Raw genomic sequence first — 15814 nt, 5'->3', positions numbered from 1 at the left:
TGGAAGCGGTGTGCTACCGGCAGTGCAGGCGACCCCCGCTAGAAGTGGTAAACCCTAGTGCTCAATGACTTCATCAATCAGTTCTGGCCGGCCACAATCGACGGCCTGGCCTTCGGTTCGATCTACGCCCTCATAGCGCTCGGCTACACCATGGTGTACGGCGTGCTGCGTCTGATCAACTTCGCGCACTCCGAAGTGTTCATGATCGGAACCTTCGGTGCGATGTTCGTCCCGTTCGTGTTCGGCATCAGTTCTCCGCTGACCGGCATCGCGCTGGCCGGAGTGATTCTGCTGATGGTCGTGGCCGGGATGCTCGCCTCCGCGGGGACCGCGGTGGCGCTTGAGCGGATCGCGTACCGGCCGTTGCGCAAGCGCGGGGCCTCCCGCCTCGCGGCGCTCATCTCGGCCATCGGCGCCTCGATCTTCCTGCAGGAGCTGTTCGCGCTCCTGGTGATCCCGAACGTCTTCAACCGTCCGCAGCAGGGCCGCATCCAGATGGGCCTTCCCCGGTTGATGGAGCGGACCGAGCTGTTCTCCATCTTCGGTCACTCGGTCCGGGTGGACCAGGTGCTCGTGATCGTGGCGGCGGTCGGCATGATGATCGCGCTGGACGCCCTCGTCAACCGTACGAAGATCGGCCGTGGTATCCGCGCCACCGCGCAGGATCCCGAGGCGGCGGTCCTCATGGGCGTCGACATCAACAAGATCGTCAGGATGACGTTCCTGATCGGCGGCGGCATGGCCGGTGTGGCCGGGGCGCTGTACCTGATCTCGTACGAGAACACGTACTACTACATCGGCTTCCTCTTCGGGATCAAGGCGTTCACCGCGGCGGTCCTGGGCGGCATCGGCAACCTGCGCGGTGCCCTGGTCGGCGGTGTGGTGCTCGGCCTCGTGGAGAACTACGGGGCGATCTTCGCGGGCTCCGACTGGAAGCACGTGATCTCCTTCAGCATCCTCGTCTTGGTCCTGATGTTCCGCCCCACCGGAATCCTCGGTGAATCACTCCAGCAGGCGCGCGCATGAACCAGAAGAATTCCGTGGAAGGTTTCCGTCATCGGTTCAGCCAGTACGGCGACGCCGTACACGAACGCTGGCTGAACACGCCGGGCTGGCAGCGCTGGATCGTCTATGTGGTCCTGATCGTCGCGGCGCTGCTGCTGCCCTCGGAGAGCATCGGCTCGTTCATGTCGCCCTACACGGACTGGGCGAGCATCCTGTTCTTCCCGATCGGCACCTACGTGGTGCTGGCCATCGGGCTCAACGTGGTCGTCGGTCAGGCGGGCCTGCTCGACCTGGGGTTCGTCGCGTTCTACGCGGTGGGCGGCTACGCGATGGCGTTGCTCGGCACCAGGCTCGGCTGGAACTTCTGGCTGATCCTGGTGGTCGGTATCGGGTTGTGCGCGCTGTCGGGCATCACGCTGGGCGCCCCGACGCTGCGGTTGCGTGGTGACTATCTGGCGATCGTCACGCTGGGTTTCGGTGAGATCATCCGGATCACGGCGCGTAACACCGACGCGATCGGCGGCCCGAACGGTGTCCGCGGCATCCCGCACCCGCCGAGCCTGCCCGACATCGAACTGTTCGGTGTGCAGATCTTCAAGTACGGCGTGCTCGACCCGCGCCCCTACTACTACCTGCTGGTCGCGCTGGCGGTCATTGTGATCGTCCTGGTGAAGCGGTGGGAGAAGAGCAGGGTCGGACGGGCCTGGGCGGCGATCCGTGAGGACGAGGACGCGGCCGAGGTCATGGGTGTGCCGACGTTCCGCTTCAAGATGCTCGCCTTCGCGATCGGCGCCTCGATCGGCGGCGCGATGGGCGTGCTGTGGGCGGCGAAGGCGATCTCGATCAACCCGAACGACTTCCAGTTCCTGCTGTCGGCGACGATCCTGGCCGCGGTGGTCATGGGCGGTGCAGGCAACCTGCCGGGTGTCATCCTGGGCGCGTTCGTCGTGGCGTGGCTGCCCGAGCGTTTCCGTGGTCTGCAGGACTACCGCATGCTGATCTTCGGCGCGGTGCTGGTCGCTCTGATGATCTTCCGGCCCGAGGGGTTGTTGCCCTCGCGCCAGCGTAAGGCGGAGCTGCAAGAGGGATCGGGAGGGATGGGAACCCTCGGCGCTGAGGTGCCCGGTCCCGAGTCGCAGGGTGAGGAGGTGGCCTCCCGATGAGCACCGAGGTGAGCGGGACGGTCGATGGGCGCACTGGCCGCGCGTTGTTGGAACTGCAGGGTCTCGTCATGCGGTTCGGCGGCGTCACGGCGCTGCGCGAGGTCGACCTGACCATCGGCGAGGGGGAGATCTTCGCTCTCATCGGCCCGAACGGCGCGGGCAAGACCACGGTCTTCAACGTGGTGACCGGGGTCTACCAGCCGACGGAGGGGCAGGTTCTCTTCCAGGGCGAGCGGATCAGCGGCGTCAAACGCTTCAGGATCACCAAGCGGGGCATCGCCCGTACGTTCCAGAACATCCGGCTGTTCCACAACATGACGGCCATCGAGAACGTCATGGTGGGCGCGGACGCGCACCACCGCTCGGGCATGCTGAGCGTGGCGCTTGGGCTTCCTGCGCACCGCAAGGCGGAGCGTGAGGGCCGTGCGCTGGCGATGGAGCTGCTCGACTTCGTCGGGGTCTCGCACCGGGCGAACGACCACGCCAAGAACCTGCCCTACGGTGACCAGCGCAGGCTGGAGATCGCCAGGGCGCTGGCGACCAACCCGAAGCTGCTGCTGCTCGACGAGCCCGCCGCCGGTATGAACCCGGCGGAGAAGGTCGCCCTGCAGCAGCTGATCCGCGACATCCGTGACGCGGGCCGGACGATTCTCATCATCGAACACGACATGAGCCTCATCATGGGCATCAGCGACCGGATCGCGGTGCTTGACTTCGGTCAGAAGATCGCCGACGGCCTGCCCGACGAGGTGCGGAACGACCCCCGGGTCGTCGAGGCGTATTTGGGGGCTCCCGCAGATGCTTCTTGAGGTCAAGGACATCCACGTCCACTACGGAAAGATCGCGGCGATCAAGGGCATCTCGGTCGAGGTGAACGAGGGTGAGATCGTCACGCTCATCGGCGCGAACGGCGCGGGCAAGACGACGACCCTGAAGACGATCTCCGGTCTGCGTGGCCTGACGTCGGGGAAGATCGTTTTCAACGGCCAGGACATCAGCAAGCTGCCGGGTCACCGGCGGGTCATCGCGGGTCTCGGGCAGGCGCCGGAGGGCCGGGGTGTCTTCCCCGGCATGACGGTGCACGACAACCTGCTCATGGGCGCCTACACCCGTTCCGGTGACTTCGGCGCGGACCTGGCCGAGGTCTACGAGCTGTTCCCGAGGCTGGCCGAGCGCAGGACGCAGATGGGCGGCACGATGTCCGGCGGTGAGCAGCAGATGCTGGCCATCGGGCGCGCGCTGATGGCCAAGCCGAAGGTGCTGCTGCTGGACGAGCCGTCGATGGGGCTGGCGCCGCTGATGGTGCAGCAGATCTTCTCGATCATCGAGGAGATCAATCGTCGCGGGACCACGGTGCTGCTGGTCGAGCAGAACGCCCAGCAGGCGCTGAAGCTGGCGCACCGGGCCTACGTCCTGGAGACCGGCAAGGTGGTCAAGAGCGCCCCCGCCGCCGACCTGCTCAACGACCCCGACGTGCAGGCCGCCTATCTGGGCGGCGGTCTCGGGCACGAGGAGGCCGCGGAGGAGACCCCCGCAGCGGAGTAGCCGTCCCGGGTGTCCCCGCCGCGTCCGCGTGGCGGGGACACCCGCTCAGGCCAGGGGGACGGTCGCGCCCTGGGTGGTGCCGCCGACGCCGAGGGGCGGGTCGCCGTACAGGCGGACGCCGGTGACCTTGGCGTCCCTGGGGATGTCGAACCACAGGTCCATCTCGATCCTGACCTCGGCGCCGAGCGGGATGGTGTCCGGCTGGCGCTTGATGGCCTGGGCGAACCTGTCCACGGCGTGGGCCGCGCCGTCGGCGGTGAGCAGCCGCTGGCGGCCCGCGACGAAGCGGGAGTTGGTGCGGCCCGGGTTGTCGGCGACGATCCGCACGACCACGTACTGGCCCTTCGCCCGCCACTCGCCGTGGCTGCCGACGAACTCGCTCAGACCGGTCTGCAGGCCGATCACCTGGAAACGGGTGTCACCGTCCGTCACGGGCGCCGCGGTGACCGGGCGTTCGCCGGGCCGTACCGGGCGGGGCGTGAGCTGGTAGGTGGGGGTGGGAGCCGCGGGCGCGGGGGAGGGTTGCGCCGAGCAGGCGGTGAGGAGCGCGGCGGCCAGGGCGGCACCGGTGAACGGCTTTGGGAGGTTGCGCACATCGGGCAACGTAACCGAGAGGCGGGCCGTTCCTCAATGCCTCGTCCCCGTCCACGCCGGGAGTTCCGCGTCGGCCTTTACCCCATCTGAAGTGCGAATATAGAATATTTGCACCGTTTTGGGGCTTGATGGTTCCCTGGTCGGTGGAGGGAGTTGACCGCCCGGCGTCCGAAGGTGTCAGAAGCCGCGTGGGGCATGATACCGATCATGGTTGCGCCGAAAGGGCTTGTTGTCCGAATCGTGTTGCAGCGGTGATCAATACGTCCGTACAGGTGGGCAGTATTACCCGGAGGTAACTGCCCGCGATGTGACTTTGACCGAAGGAGGCCTTGTGGGCCTGAGTTTTGTTTCCCGTCGTGTGCTCGCGGCGGGGGCGGTGGTGGTCGCCGGCACGCTCGGCCTCGCGGCCTGCGGCACCGACAACGGCGGCGGTTCCTCCGCGAGCGCCCCCTCCGAGGGCGGTGTACGGGTGGTCCACCCGGGCAAGCTGACGACCTGCACGAACCTTCCCTACGAGCCCTTCGAGTTCAAGGAGGGGGACAAGATCGTCGGCTTCGACGTCGACATCGTCGACCTGGCGGCCAAGAAGCTCGGCCTGACACAGGACGTCGTGGACATCGACTTCGCGGTCATCAAGAGCGGCGCGGCGATGGCCGCGGGCAAGTGCGACGTGGCGGCGGCCGGCATGACCATCACGCCGGAGCGCAAGGCCAACATCGACTTCTCCGTCCCCTACTTCGACGCGACCCAGGCGCTGCTGGGCAAGAAGGGGATCGGCATCAAGAGCCTCGAAGAGGTCAAGACGAAGAACCTGCGCCTGGGCGCGCAGGCCTCGACCACGGGGCTCGACTACGTCAGGAAGCAGGGCTTCGACCCCAAGGAGTTCGCCGACTCGCCCAAGGAGCTGCTCGGCCTGCAGTCCGGTCAGGTCGACGTGATCGTCCAGGACCTGCCCGTCGTGCTGGCCTGGCTGAAGAAGCCGGAGGTCGCCGACAAGTTCGAGCTGCTCGCCAGCCTGGACACCGGTGAGCAGTACGGCATCGGCCTGAAGAAGAACGCCGACCCGGCGCTGCTCAAGGCCATCGACGAGGCGATCACCACGGCCAAGGCCGACGGCACCTACGAGAAGCTCTACGTCAAGTGGTTCGGCAAGAAGCCCGGAGAGCTCGGCTGACCCATGGCCGACCAGTCAACGACGGCTGAGAAGCCGGGTCCCGCGGGGCCGCGCGCCCGCAGGACCCGGCTCAGCCCGCGAAAGAGACAGCGCGTCAGCCGCGCCCTCCAGTACCTCCTGCTGGTGGCCGTGGCCGTGTTCCTGGTGCTGCGCATCGACTGGAACAGCCTGGCGCAGAACTTCGCCAAGCCGGAGGTCGCCGCGGAGGCCTGGCCCGAGGTGATCACGGTCGCGTTGAAGAACACGATCATCTACTCGGTCGGCGGCTTCGTCTTCGCCTTCCTGTTCGGTCTGCTGCTCGCCCTGATGAGGATGTCGTCGGTGCCGCCCTACCGGTGGCTCGCGGTCGCCTACATCGAGATCTTCCGTGGGCTGCCCGCGCTGTTGATCTTCCTGCTCATCCTGTTCCTGCCGCAGGCGCTGCCCGGCTTCCAGGTGCCCGGCGACACCTACGGGCAGGGCATCCTGGGCCTGACGGTCGTCGGGTCCGCCTACATGGCCGAGACGCTGCGCGCCGGACTGCAGGCCGTACCCAAGGGCCAGGCGGAGGCGGCGCGGTCGCTGGGCATGTCCCACTCGCGGGCCATGATCAGCATCGTCATCCCGCAGGCCGTCAGGATCGTCATCCCGCCGACGACCAACCAGTTCGTCTCCCTGCTCAAGGACTCCTCGCTGGTGCTGTTCCTCGGGGTGACCAGCGAGTACGTCGAACTCACCAAGTTCGGCAACGACCTGGCCTCCACGCACGCAAACGCCACGCCCATCCTGGTCGTCGGCATCACGTACCTGCTCGTCACGATCCCGCTCGGCTATCTCGCGAACCGGCTGGAGAGGCGTCAGGGGAGGGGACGGCGATGAAGGATCCGGTGGCCCCCGTGGCGCACGCGGTCGAGATCAGGGACCTGCACAAGCGCTTCGGCAGGCTGGAGGTGCTCAGGGGCATCGACTTCGCCGTCGATCCCGGCCAGGTGGTGTGCGTCATCGGCCCCTCGGGGTCGGGCAAGTCGACGCTGCTGCGCTGCGTGAACCTGCTGGAGCAGCCGACCTCGGGCCGCGTCGTCCTCGAAGGCGTCGAGCTGACCGACCCCGACGTCGACATCGACGCCGCCCGCCGCCGCGTCGGCATGGTCTTCCAGCAGTTCAACCTCTTCCCGCACATGACGGCGCTGCAGAACGTGATGATCGCCCAGCGGCGGGTGCTCAGGCGCCGCGCCTCAGAGGCCGAGCGGATCGCCAGGGAGCACCTGGCCAAGGTCGGCGTCCTGGAGAAGGCGTCCTTCTACCCCGCCCAGCTGTCCGGCGGCCAGCAGCAGCGGGTCGCCATCGCCAGGGCGCTGGCCATGAGCCCCGCGCTGATGCTCTTCGACGAGCCGACCTCCGCGCTCGACCCCGAACTGGTCGGGGACGTGCTCACGGTCATGCGCAAACTGGCCGAGGAGGGCATGACGATGCTCGTGGTCACCCACGAGATGGCCTTCGCCAGGGACGTCGCCGACCGCGTGGTCTTCATGGACGGCGGAGTGATTGTCGAGGACGGCCCCCCGGACCAGGTGATCGGCTCCCCGAGACACGAACGGACCAGGAGCTTCCTGCGCAGGGTGCTCGACCCGACCCACACCGACGTCTGAATCCGCCGAGACGTACGGCCCGCACCCGCGGGCCGTACGGGCGTCTGAGGGGAGAGGACACGAGCCCGGGGGAGACCTTTGGCGCCGCACAGGACTTCCCCGACCCTGCGCGTTTTCTACTCGGTCCCCCCACGGGCATCGATGTCACCCACCGTAGCGACTCCTGTGGCAAGAGTGCAAAAAGGGGAGGTCGGCTAATGATCGAAAACAGGTGAGTTCCGGATCAGGCGTCCCGCAGCATGCAGGTCAGGCGTGAGCTGCACACCCTGCGGTCCCGCTCGTCGGTGATCTCGATCTCGTAGGTCGCCACGCTCCTGCCGCCGTGCACCAGGGTCGCGACGCCCACGACGTGGCCGGAGCTGACGGCGCGGTGGTGGGTGGCGCTGATCTCGATGCCGACCGCGATCCGCCCGGGGCCCGCGTGCAGCACGGCTCCGACCGAGCCCAGGGTCTCGGCCAGCACGCACGAGGCGCCGCCGTGCAGCAGGCCGTACGGCTGGGTGTTGCCCTCGACGGGCATGCGGCCCGTGACGCGCTCGGCGGAGACGCCGGTCAGCTCGATGCCCATCCGCTCGACGAGCGCGCCCCCGTTGCCGCCGAGGACCTCCTCGACGATCCTGGCGACTTCCTGTGGGTCTGTCATGGTCAAGGGGACGTCTCCTTGTCGCGGGACCAGCGTTTTCTGTCGCACCAGGAGACTAGGCTTCCCCTGTGCCGAAGAACGAAGCGACCCCCTCGCGTCCGTGCCTGCTCCTGCTGGATGGACACTCCCTGGCATACCGGGCTTTCTATGCCCTGCCCGAGGAGAACTTCTCCACCACGACGGGACAGACGACAAACGCCGTCTTCGGGTTCACCTCGATGCTGGTCAACGTGCTGCGTGACGAGCGGCCCACGCACGTGGCCGTCTGTTTCGACCGGTCGGAGCCGACGTTCCGGCACGTGGAGTACCCCGAGTACAAGGCCAACCGCAGCGCGAGCCCGGACAGCTTCCGCAGCCAGATGAGCCTCATCCACGAGATGCTCGACGCCCTGCGTGTGCCGCACCTGTCGCTGTCCGGATACGAGGCCGACGACCTGATCGCCACGCTCGCCACCCGCGCCTCCGCGCAGGGCATGAACGTGCTGGTCGTCACCGGCGACCGCGACGCCCTCCAGCTGGTCGACGAGCGCGTCACGGTGCTGATGACCAGGGTTGGCATCAGCAACATGACCAGGTTCACGCCGGAGGCCGTGCAGGAGAAGTACGAGCTGACCCCCACCCAGTACCCCGACTTCGCGGCCATCAGGGGCGACACCAGCGACAACCTCAGGAACATCCCCGGTGTCGGCGAGAAGACCGCCGCCAAGTGGATCCGCGAGTTCGGCTCGCTTGAGGAGCTGGTCAACCGGGTCGACGAGGTCAAGGGCAAGGTCGGCGACAAGCTGCGCGACCACCTCGACCAGGTCCTGCTGAACCGCCGCCTCACCCAGCTCACCCGTGACGTCCCGCTTGAGGTCGAGGTCACGGCGCTGACGGTCGGCCAGGGCGACCGCGCCGAGATCGACAAGATCCTCGACACGCTGGAGTTCAGGGGCGAGCTGCGCGACCGGCTGTTCAAGACCCTCTCCTCGGCCGAGCCCGAGGTGGGCGAGGGCTTCGAGGTCGAGACGGTCGTGCTCGGCCCCGACGAGGTCGGGCCGTGGCTGCGGGCCATGCCCGAGGGCAGGGCGGGCCTGGCCTTCAAGGGCTCCCACGGCAGCGGCACCGGGCGGGTCGACAGCATCGCGATCGCCGCGCCCGGCGACGCGGGCGCGGCCTTCGTCGACCAGACGACGCTCACCGAGGCCGACGAGGCGGCGCTGCGCGAGTGGCTGTGCGACGCCTCCCGGCCGAAGGCCGTGCACGACGCCAAGGGGCTGATCCTCGCGCTGTGGGCCCAGGGGCTCGACCTGCGCGGCCTGACCTGCGACACGGCGCTGGCGGCCTACCTGGCGATGCCCGGTCAGCGCTCCTTCCCGCTTGAGGACCTCGTGCGGGTCTACCTGAGCAGGGAGCTGCGCGGCGAGGAGGACAACGGCGGCCAGGCCAGCCTGTTCGACGACCAGGAGGCCGACGCCGCCCACGACCTCGGGCTGCGGGCCATGGCCGTTCGTGAGCTGGCCGACGCCCTTGAGGCCTTCCTGGAGCCGCAGGGCGGCACCCACCTGATGGGCGACGTCGAGCTGCCCCTGGTGACGGTCCTGGCCGAGCTCGAACGGGCCGGGATCGCCGCGGACGGCCCCTACCTCAGCGGTCTTGAGGCCGAGTTCGCCGCCGCGGTCAAGCAGGCCGTGGACGCCGCGCACGCCGCCGTGGGGGAGCAGTTCAACCTGGGCTCGCCCAAGCAGCTGCAGGAGATCCTGTTCGTCAGGCTCGGCCTGCCCAAGACCAAGAAGATCAAGACCGGTTACAGCACCGACGCCGAGCAGCTGGCGTGGCTGGCCACGCAGACCGACCACGAGCTGCCCGCCATCATGCTCAGGCACCGCGACCAGGCCAAGCTGCGCGTCACGGTCGAGGGGCTGATCAAGGAGATCGCCGACGACGGCCGCATCCACACCACGTTCAACCAGATCATGGCGGCCACCGGGCGGCTCAGCTCCGAGAAGCCCAACCTGCAGAACATCCCGATCCGCACCGCGGAGGGGCGCAGGATCCGCCAGGGCTTCGTGGTCGGCCCCGGCTACGAGACCCTGCTGACCGCCGACTACAGCCAGATCGAGCTGCGGATCATGGCCCACCTGTCCGGCGACGCGTCACTGATCGCGGCCTTCGAGTCCGGGCACGACTTCCACCAGGCGACCGCGGCGCGGGTCTTCGACATCGAGCCCCAGCAGGTCAACGGGGAGATGCGGGCCAAGATCAAGGCGATGAACTACGGCCTCGCCTACGGCCTGTCCGACTTCGGGCTCTCCGGGCAGCTCGGCATCCCGGTGCAGGAGGCCAGGGCCCTCAAGGACGAGTACTTCGAGGAGTTCGGCGGCGTCCGCGACTTCCTCAACGCGATCGTCACCCAGGCCAGGCAGGACGGCTACACCGAGACCATCATGGGCAGGCGCCGCTACCTGCCCGACCTCAACAGCGACAACAGGCAGCGCAGGGAGATGGCCGAGCGGATGGCCCTCAACGCGCCGATCCAGGGCTCCGCGGCCGACATCATCAAGGTCGCCATGCTCGGCGTGCACGAGGCGGTCAAGGAGGCGGCGCTGCGCTCGCGGATGCTGCTCCAGGTCCACGACGAGCTGGTGTTCGAGGTGGCGCCCGGAGAGCTGGAGACCCTGCGTGAGCTGGTCGTCGACCGGATGAACGCGGCCTACTCGCTGCGCGTCCCCCTTGAGGTCTCCGTCGGCGTCGGCCGCACCTGGGAGGACGCGGGCCACTGAGGCCCCCTTTCGTACCACCCGCCCCGCGATGTTCCGCGGGGCGGGTGCCGTCACGCTGTGGTTCCCCTCAAGACACGCAGTGGTGACCTGGTAGATCCTTGGTTGTTTGCCCGGCCTGCCCGAGTCTGTTCTAGGGTTGGTAATCCAGTCGATATCTCGATGGATACGGGAGTTTTGTGCGGAGTTCAGCGCCACTGACACAGATCATCATGCTCGCGAACGTGGTGGTCGTGATCACCGCGGTGACCGTGCTCCTGGTGCGCCCCGAGGCGTCGCCGACCTCCGTCTCACTGGCGGGTACGGCGTCGCCGATCAGCACACCACCGACACCGCCGCCCACACAGACTCCCTCCGTCACACCGTCCCCCGGCCCCTCTCCCGTGGTCGCGCTGCCCTCCGCCGAGCTGCCGCCGCCGGTGGTGGCCTCGCCGGAGTTCGCCAAGCAGGTCAAGGCCAACGAGGCCGGGATGGTCCCGGTGCTGATGTACCACCGGATCTTGAAGAAGCGGCTGGCCTCCATCGACAGGACCCCGTCCCAGGTGCGCCAGGAGATGGAGAAGCTGGCCAGGAACGGCTACGTGCCGGTCACCGCACACGAGTTCGTCACCGGCGACATCCGCATCCCCGCGGGCAAACACCCGGTCGTGCTGACCTTCGACGACGGCCATCCGAGCCACTTCGCGCTCGACAAGGCCGGTGCCCCGGCCAAGGACACCGCGGTCGGGATCATCTATCAGGTGGCCAAGAAATACCCAGAGTTTCGGCCAGTCGCGACATTTTGGGTAAATCATCAGCCTTTCGGACTCCGGGACGCGCACGCCCAGGAGAACGCGGTGCGGTGGCTGACCACGCACGGCTTCGAGGTGGCCAACCACACCTGGGACCACCCCTATCTGCCGGGCCTGTCGAAGAAGAAGATCGCCGAGCAGCTCGTCCGCGTCCAGCGGATGCTGACCAAGTACGGCGCGGGCACCCCGGACACGCTGGCGCTGCCGTTCGGCGCCATGCCGCGCAAGCGCTCGACCGTCCAGTCGGGCAAGTGGGACGGCACGTCCTTCGCCTTCAAGGGCGTCTTCCTGGCCGGTGCGCAGCCGTCGGACTCGCCGTTCACCAAGGGCTACGACTGGCGGGCGATCCAGCGGGTCCAGAGCAACGGCAAGAAGGGCGAATGCCGCAAGTGGTGCTCGCAGTACTGGCTGGAGTGGCTGGGCAAGCACCCCGACCGGCGATACACGGCGGACGGCGATCCCGAACGCATCTCCGTTCCACGGGAACTTCGGGGTAATATCAGCCCGCAGTGGAAGCAGCGGATCAATGCCTACTGACGGCGTTGACCCATGGCTCAACCATCGGTGTGTCGTGCTACCGGATTGACCAGGCTCGTCTGTTCTCATATGCTGATCGCTGCGCTGTGGGCTCGCGCGTGTCTCGGACGGAGTGGGCTCGCGCTCGATCAGGCCGGTGGATTCCCGGCTGAACGATAAGAGGCCTGCCGCGTGTTCGCCACATCGACATCTGTCCGCGTTCGGAGCAATTCCACACATGACGAGCAGCACTGAGGCCACCTCGAGCACCCCGCAGGTAGCGGTCAACGACATCGGCTCCGAGGAAGAGTTCCTCGCAGCGATCGACCTGACCATCAAGTACTTCAACGACGGCGACATCGTCGAGGGCACCGTCGTCAAGGTCGATCGAGACGAAGTTTTGCTCGACATCGGCTACAAGACCGAGGGTGTGATCCCCTCGCGTGAGCTCTCGATCAAGCATGATGTCGACCCGGCGGACGTCGTCGAGGTTGGCGAGCACGTCGAGGCCCTGGTTCTCCAGAAGGAGGACAAGGAGGGTCGGCTCATCCTGTCCAAGAAGCGCGCCCAGTACGAGCGCGCCTGGGGCACGATCGAGAAGATCAAGGACGAGGACGGCATCGTCACCGGCACCGTCATCGAGGTCGTCAAGGGCGGCCTGATCCTCGACATCGGTCTGCGCGGCTTCCTGCCCGCGTCGCTGGTCGAGATGCGCCGGGTCCGCGACCTGCAGCCCTACGTGGGCCGCGAGCTCGAGGCCAAGATCATCGAGCTGGACAAGAACCGCAACAACGTGGTCCTGTCCCGCCGTGCCTGGCTGGAGCAGACCCAGTCCGAGGTTCGCCAGACGTTCCTCAACACCCTCCAGAAGGGCCAGGTCCGCAAGGGCGTCGTGTCCTCGATCGTCAACTTCGGTGCCTTCGTGGACCTGGGTGGCGTCGACGGACTCGTCCACGTCTCCGAGCTGTCCTGGAAGCACATCGACCACCCCTCCGAGGTCGTCGAGGTCGGCCAGGAGGTCACCGTCGAGGTTCTCGACGTCGACATGGAGCGCGAGCGGGTCTCGCTGTCGCTCAAGGCGACGCAGGAGGACCCCTGGCAGCAGTTCGCCCGCACCCACCAGATCGGCCAGGTCGTGCCGGGCCGCGTCACCAAGCTGGTGCCGTTCGGCGCGTTCGTCCGCGTCGAGGAGGGCATCGAGGGCCTGGTCCACATCTCCGAGCTGGCCGAGCGCCACGTCGAGATCCCCGAGCAGGTCGTCCAGGTCGGCGACGAGATCTTCGTGAAGATCATCGACATCGACCTCGACCGCCGCAGGATCTCGCTGTCGCTCAAGCAGGCCAACGAGAGCGCCGCGGGCGCCGACGTCGAGTTCGACCCCACGCTGTACGGCATGGCGGCGACCTACGACGACTCGGGCAACTACATCTACCCCGAGGGCTTCGACTCCGAGACCGGCGAGTGGCTTGAGGGCTTCGACCGCCAGCGCGAGGAGTGGGAGCGGCAGTACGCCGAGGCCCAGACCCGCTTCGAGGCGCACAGGCGTCAGATCGAAGAGGCCCGCAAGGCCGAGGCGGAGGCGGGCGAGGCTGCCCCCACCTCCTACTCGGGCGAGACCCCGGCCGCCGGTGGCTCCAGCTCCTCCGCTCCGGCGGCGGGCGCCCTGGCCTCCGACGAGGCTCTCGCCGCTCTGCGGGAGAAGCTCGCGGGCGGTCAGAGCTGACCTCTCCCGGTAGTTGATGTGGCGATCTGAGGATCCGAGGAAGGGCTCCGCCGAAGGCGGGGCCCTTTTTCGCGCCCACCCTCGGGTCCGCGGCCCGCGCTAGGGTTGCCGGGTGACCGAGATCGAGCGGGCGGCCCCCGCGGACGCGGGCGAGATCCTCACCGTCCAGCGGGCCGCCTACGTGAGCGAGGCCCAGCTCTACGGCGACCCGTTCATCCCGCCCCTGGTCGAGTCCGCCGAGCAGGTGGACAGGGCGATAAGGACGGGCGTCGTGCTCGTCGCCAGGCAGGGCGAGCGGATCGCCGGGGCGGTCCGCGGCCGGCTGTCGGGCACCACCTGCCTGGTCGGACGCCTGGTCGTCGCACCCGACCTGCAGGGCAGGGGTGTCGGCGGCGCCCTGCTGGACGGCCTCCACGGGGAGATGGACACGGCCCTGGCGTTCGACCTGTTCACCGGGCACCTGTCGGAGGGCAACCTGCGGCTCTACCGGCGCCACGGCTACCGCGAGACCCACAGGGAGCGGATGAGCGACCACCTGACCCTGGTCCACCTGCGCAGGCAGCTGTAGCGGCACGTATTCTGCGGACCATGTTGAAGGTGGGGCTCACCGGAGGAATCGGATCCGGCAAGAGCGAGGTGTCGCGGCGGCTGGCCGCCAGGGGCGCCGTGGTGATCGACGCCGACAGGATCGCCCGCGAGGTGGTCGAACCGGGAACCGAGGGGCTGGAACGGATCGTCGCCCTGTTCGGGCCCGAGATCCTGCGCGAGGACGGCTCACTCGACCGGGGAAAACTCGGCTCGATCGTCTTCGCCGACTCGGAGAAACTGGCCTCCCTCAACGCCATCGTGCACCCGCTGGTCGCGGCGCGGGTCGCCGAGCTGCAGAGCCAGGCCGACGAGGACGCCATCGTCGTCTACGACGTGCCGCTGCTGGTGGAGAACAACCTCGCCCCGATGTACGACGTGGTCATCGTCGTGGACGCGGCCGACGAGACACGCGTCGGACGGCTGGTCAGGCTGCGCGGCATGACCGAGGCCGACGTCAGGACCAGGCTCGCCGCCCAGGCGAGCCGTGAGGAGCGGCTGAGGGCCGCCGACATCGTGGTGCCCAACGAAGGGCCCCTGGAGGAGCTTGAGGGCCGGGTGGACGCCCTCTGGGCCGACCTGGCCGCCCGCGCCAAGGCCTGAGCCCCGGGGGCGTCAGGCTCCGCCACGGGGACGAGACAGGACGAGCCTTACGTATGAGGCCGTCTCCCAGGAAATCATCCGATCGGCCCAGGTGGCCGGGGGGTCCGCGCCTCTACCGTCGAGATACTTTCATCGGCGGTGGCGGGGGACGGCGTGCGGGGCGTACGAGGCGTGGGCGGATTCATGGCGGCCGTGACGGGTGTCGTCCTTCTCCTCGCGCCCCTGCTGCTGCCGCGACCCGGCCTGCCCGGGCTCGCGGCCCTGGCGTCCGGCGGGGCGCCCGAGGGGGCCTATCTCCAGATCGCCGCCCACCCGGACGACGACCTGCTGTTCATGAGCCCCGACCTGCTGAGGCTGCTCGCGCGCGGCGCGCGCACCGTCACGGTCTACCTGACCGCGGGGGAGGGGGTGGCGGGGCTGCGCGACGGGCACCCGCCGAGGCGCTACAGCATCGACAGGCAGCAGGGGGTCAGGGCCGCCTACGCCTGGGCGGCGGGGGTCCGCGACCGGTGGCGGCGCAGCCTCATGACCGTGGGCCGGGCCCGGGTCGAGGTCGACACGCTGACGGACCTGCCGCGCGTCCAGCTGGTCTTCGCCGGGCTGCCCGACGGCGGCGACCCCAGGGCGGACGGCGGACGCGGCGCCCTGAGCCGCCTGTGGGCCGATCCCGGCGGGCCGACCTGTGTGCGTCCCTTCACCAGGCCCACGGTCTGCCTGACCCACTCCGACGTCCTGGACGCGCTGCGCGTGCTGATGCGGACCTTCCGGCCCTCGGTGCTCAACACCCTCGACCCGGACCCGCCCCCGGGCGTCGCCGACCATCCCGACCACGTCGCCGCGGCCCGCTTCGCCGCGGCGGCCGCCCCGAGGGGCGTCAGGGTGGTCGTCTACCGGGGCTACCCCACGCTGCCCCTGCCGCCCAACCTCACCGCCGCCGAACACGAGGCCAAACGGGAGGCCTTCGCCGTCTACCGGCGCCACGACTACCGGGCGGGCCCGGGGCGCCGCTACGACGCCTGGCTCCAGCGGATGTACCGGGGCTCGCCGTGAGGGACGTGACGGCGGGGGGTGGGGCGCTCGGGGGG

The 15814-nt window shown here is 68.5% G+C and carries 15 protein-coding genes; 13 read left to right on the top strand and 2 right to left on the bottom strand.

Features of this window, described 5'->3' with window-relative positions; all coding sequences use genetic code 11:
- The first annotated feature begins 57 nt into the window (after positions 1-57).
- Genes FHS44_RS13930 through FHS44_RS13915 form a run of 4 tightly spaced genes read left to right on the top strand, consistent with a single transcriptional unit; the run spans position 58 to position 3713 of the window.
- The gene (locus tag FHS44_RS13930) at positions 58-1026 is read left to right on the top strand and encodes a branched-chain amino acid ABC transporter permease (RefSeq protein ID WP_184714381.1); all 969 of its coding nucleotides are present in this window, start codon (positions 58-60) and stop codon (positions 1024-1026) included.
- Positions 1023-2168, top strand: a complete 1146-nt coding sequence (locus FHS44_RS13925; protein ID WP_184714380.1) for a branched-chain amino acid ABC transporter permease — start codon at positions 1023-1025, stop codon at positions 2166-2168. Before FHS44_RS13930 ends, FHS44_RS13925 begins: the two co-directional genes overlap by 4 nt.
- A complete protein-coding gene (locus FHS44_RS13920) occupies positions 2165-2977 on the top strand; it encodes an ABC transporter ATP-binding protein (protein ID WP_221460685.1) in 813 nt (270 codons plus the stop codon). Before FHS44_RS13925 ends, FHS44_RS13920 begins: the two co-directional genes overlap by 4 nt.
- A complete protein-coding gene (locus FHS44_RS13915) occupies positions 2967-3713 on the top strand; it encodes an ABC transporter ATP-binding protein (protein ID WP_184714379.1) in 747 nt (248 codons plus the stop codon). Before FHS44_RS13920 ends, FHS44_RS13915 begins: the two co-directional genes overlap by 11 nt.
- A gap of 45 nt (positions 3714-3758) precedes the next feature.
- On the opposite strand, the gene FHS44_RS13910 is transcribed toward FHS44_RS13915, so the two are convergent.
- Positions 3759-4307, bottom strand: coding sequence for a DUF4352 domain-containing protein (locus tag FHS44_RS13910; protein WP_312863647.1), 549 nt, complete (start codon positions 4305-4307; stop codon positions 3759-3761).
- 331 nt (positions 4308-4638) lie between these two features.
- Here FHS44_RS13910 and FHS44_RS13905 point away from each other — a divergent pair, with 331 nt between their 5' ends.
- The 3 genes from FHS44_RS13905 to FHS44_RS13895 are packed head-to-tail and all read left to right on the top strand — an operon-like array spanning position 4639 to position 7109.
- The gene (locus tag FHS44_RS13905; RefSeq protein ID WP_184714378.1) at positions 4639-5481 is read left to right on the top strand and encodes an ABC transporter substrate-binding protein; all 843 of its coding nucleotides are present in this window, start codon (positions 4639-4641) and stop codon (positions 5479-5481) included.
- A gap of 3 nt (positions 5482-5484) precedes the next feature.
- Positions 5485-6339 carry an amino acid ABC transporter permease gene (locus tag FHS44_RS13900; RefSeq protein WP_184714377.1) on the top strand — a complete coding sequence of 285 codons (855 nt, stop codon included), beginning with the start codon at positions 5485-5487 and terminating at the stop codon, positions 6337-6339.
- Entirely contained in the window at positions 6336-7109 is a 774-nt protein-coding gene (locus FHS44_RS13895; RefSeq protein ID WP_184714376.1) for an amino acid ABC transporter ATP-binding protein, read from the top strand. The genes FHS44_RS13900 and FHS44_RS13895 overlap by 4 nt, the downstream gene beginning before the upstream one ends.
- Positions 7110-7332: 223 nt before the next feature.
- Here FHS44_RS13895 and FHS44_RS13890 read toward each other — a convergent pair whose 3' ends face one another.
- The gene (locus tag FHS44_RS13890; RefSeq protein WP_184714375.1) at positions 7333-7752 is read right to left on the bottom strand and encodes a PaaI family thioesterase; all 420 of its coding nucleotides are present in this window, start codon (positions 7750-7752) and stop codon (positions 7333-7335) included.
- Positions 7753-7820: 68 nt separating this feature from the next.
- Between FHS44_RS13890 and polA the strand changes: the two genes are divergently transcribed.
- The 6 genes from polA to FHS44_RS13860 all read left to right on the top strand — a co-directional run bounded on the left by polA (position 7821) and on the right by FHS44_RS13860 (position 15779).
- Entirely contained in the window at positions 7821-10514 is a 2694-nt protein-coding gene (gene polA / locus FHS44_RS13885; RefSeq protein WP_184714374.1) for a DNA polymerase I, read from the top strand.
- A 209-nt stretch (positions 10515-10723) separates the two neighbouring features.
- Positions 10724-11839 carry a polysaccharide deacetylase family protein gene (locus tag FHS44_RS13880; RefSeq protein ID WP_184714373.1) on the top strand — a complete coding sequence of 372 codons (1116 nt, stop codon included), beginning with the start codon at positions 10724-10726 and terminating at the stop codon, positions 11837-11839.
- Positions 11840-12056: 217 nt separating this feature from the next.
- Positions 12057-13541 (top strand): 30S ribosomal protein S1, encoded by a 1485-nt coding sequence (rpsA, locus tag FHS44_RS13875; protein ID WP_184714372.1) that lies wholly within the window; start codon positions 12057-12059, stop codon positions 13539-13541.
- A gap of 112 nt (positions 13542-13653) precedes the next feature.
- A complete protein-coding gene (locus FHS44_RS13870) occupies positions 13654-14109 on the top strand; it encodes a GNAT family N-acetyltransferase (RefSeq protein ID WP_184714371.1) in 456 nt (151 codons plus the stop codon).
- Between the two features lie 20 nt (positions 14110-14129).
- Positions 14130-14729, top strand: a complete 600-nt coding sequence (gene coaE / locus FHS44_RS13865; protein ID WP_184714370.1) for a dephospho-CoA kinase — start codon at positions 14130-14132, stop codon at positions 14727-14729.
- A gap of 183 nt (positions 14730-14912) precedes the next feature.
- The gene (locus FHS44_RS13860; RefSeq protein ID WP_184714369.1) at positions 14913-15779 is read left to right on the top strand and encodes a PIG-L family deacetylase; all 867 of its coding nucleotides are present in this window, start codon (positions 14913-14915) and stop codon (positions 15777-15779) included.
- Positions 15780-15814 lie beyond the last annotated feature (35 nt).

The sequence above is a fragment of the Streptosporangium saharense genome (genome assembly GCF_014203715.1).
In the GTDB taxonomy this organism is placed as follows: Bacteria; Actinomycetota; Actinomycetes; order Streptosporangiales; family Streptosporangiaceae; genus Streptosporangium; species Streptosporangium saharense.
This window is presented reverse-complemented; position numbering and strand designations above follow the sequence as displayed.

What these genes read in the sequence shown, in the direction of transcription:
- FHS44_RS13880 (WP_184714373.1), top strand. Translation starts at nt 10,724, where the DNA reads ATGCTCGCGAACGTGGTGGTCGTGATCACCGCGGTGACCGTGCTCCTG.
- FHS44_RS13920 (WP_221460685.1), top strand. Translation starts at nt 2,165, where the DNA reads ATGAGCACCGAGGTGAGCGGGACGGTCGATGGGCGCACTGGCCGCGCG.
- FHS44_RS13915 (WP_184714379.1), top strand. Translation starts at nt 2,967, where the DNA reads ATGCTTCTTGAGGTCAAGGACATCCACGTCCACTACGGAAAGATCGCG.
- rpsA (WP_184714372.1), top strand. Translation starts at nt 12,057, where the DNA reads ATGACGAGCAGCACTGAGGCCACCTCGAGCACCCCGCAGGTAGCGGTC.
- FHS44_RS13900 (WP_184714377.1), top strand. Translation starts at nt 5,485, where the DNA reads ATGGCCGACCAGTCAACGACGGCTGAGAAGCCGGGTCCCGCGGGGCCG.
- FHS44_RS13860 (WP_184714369.1), top strand. Translation starts at nt 14,913, where the DNA reads ATGGCGGCCGTGACGGGTGTCGTCCTTCTCCTCGCGCCCCTGCTGCTG.
- FHS44_RS13895 (WP_184714376.1), top strand. Translation starts at nt 6,336, where the DNA reads ATGAAGGATCCGGTGGCCCCCGTGGCGCACGCGGTCGAGATCAGGGAC.
- FHS44_RS13890 (WP_184714375.1), bottom strand. Translation starts at nt 7,752, where the DNA reads ATGACAGACCCACAGGAAGTCGCCAGGATCGTCGAGGAGGTCCTCGGC.
- coaE (WP_184714370.1), top strand. Translation starts at nt 14,130, where the DNA reads ATGTTGAAGGTGGGGCTCACCGGAGGAATCGGATCCGGCAAGAGCGAG.
- FHS44_RS13925 (WP_184714380.1), top strand. Translation starts at nt 1,023, where the DNA reads ATGAACCAGAAGAATTCCGTGGAAGGTTTCCGTCATCGGTTCAGCCAG.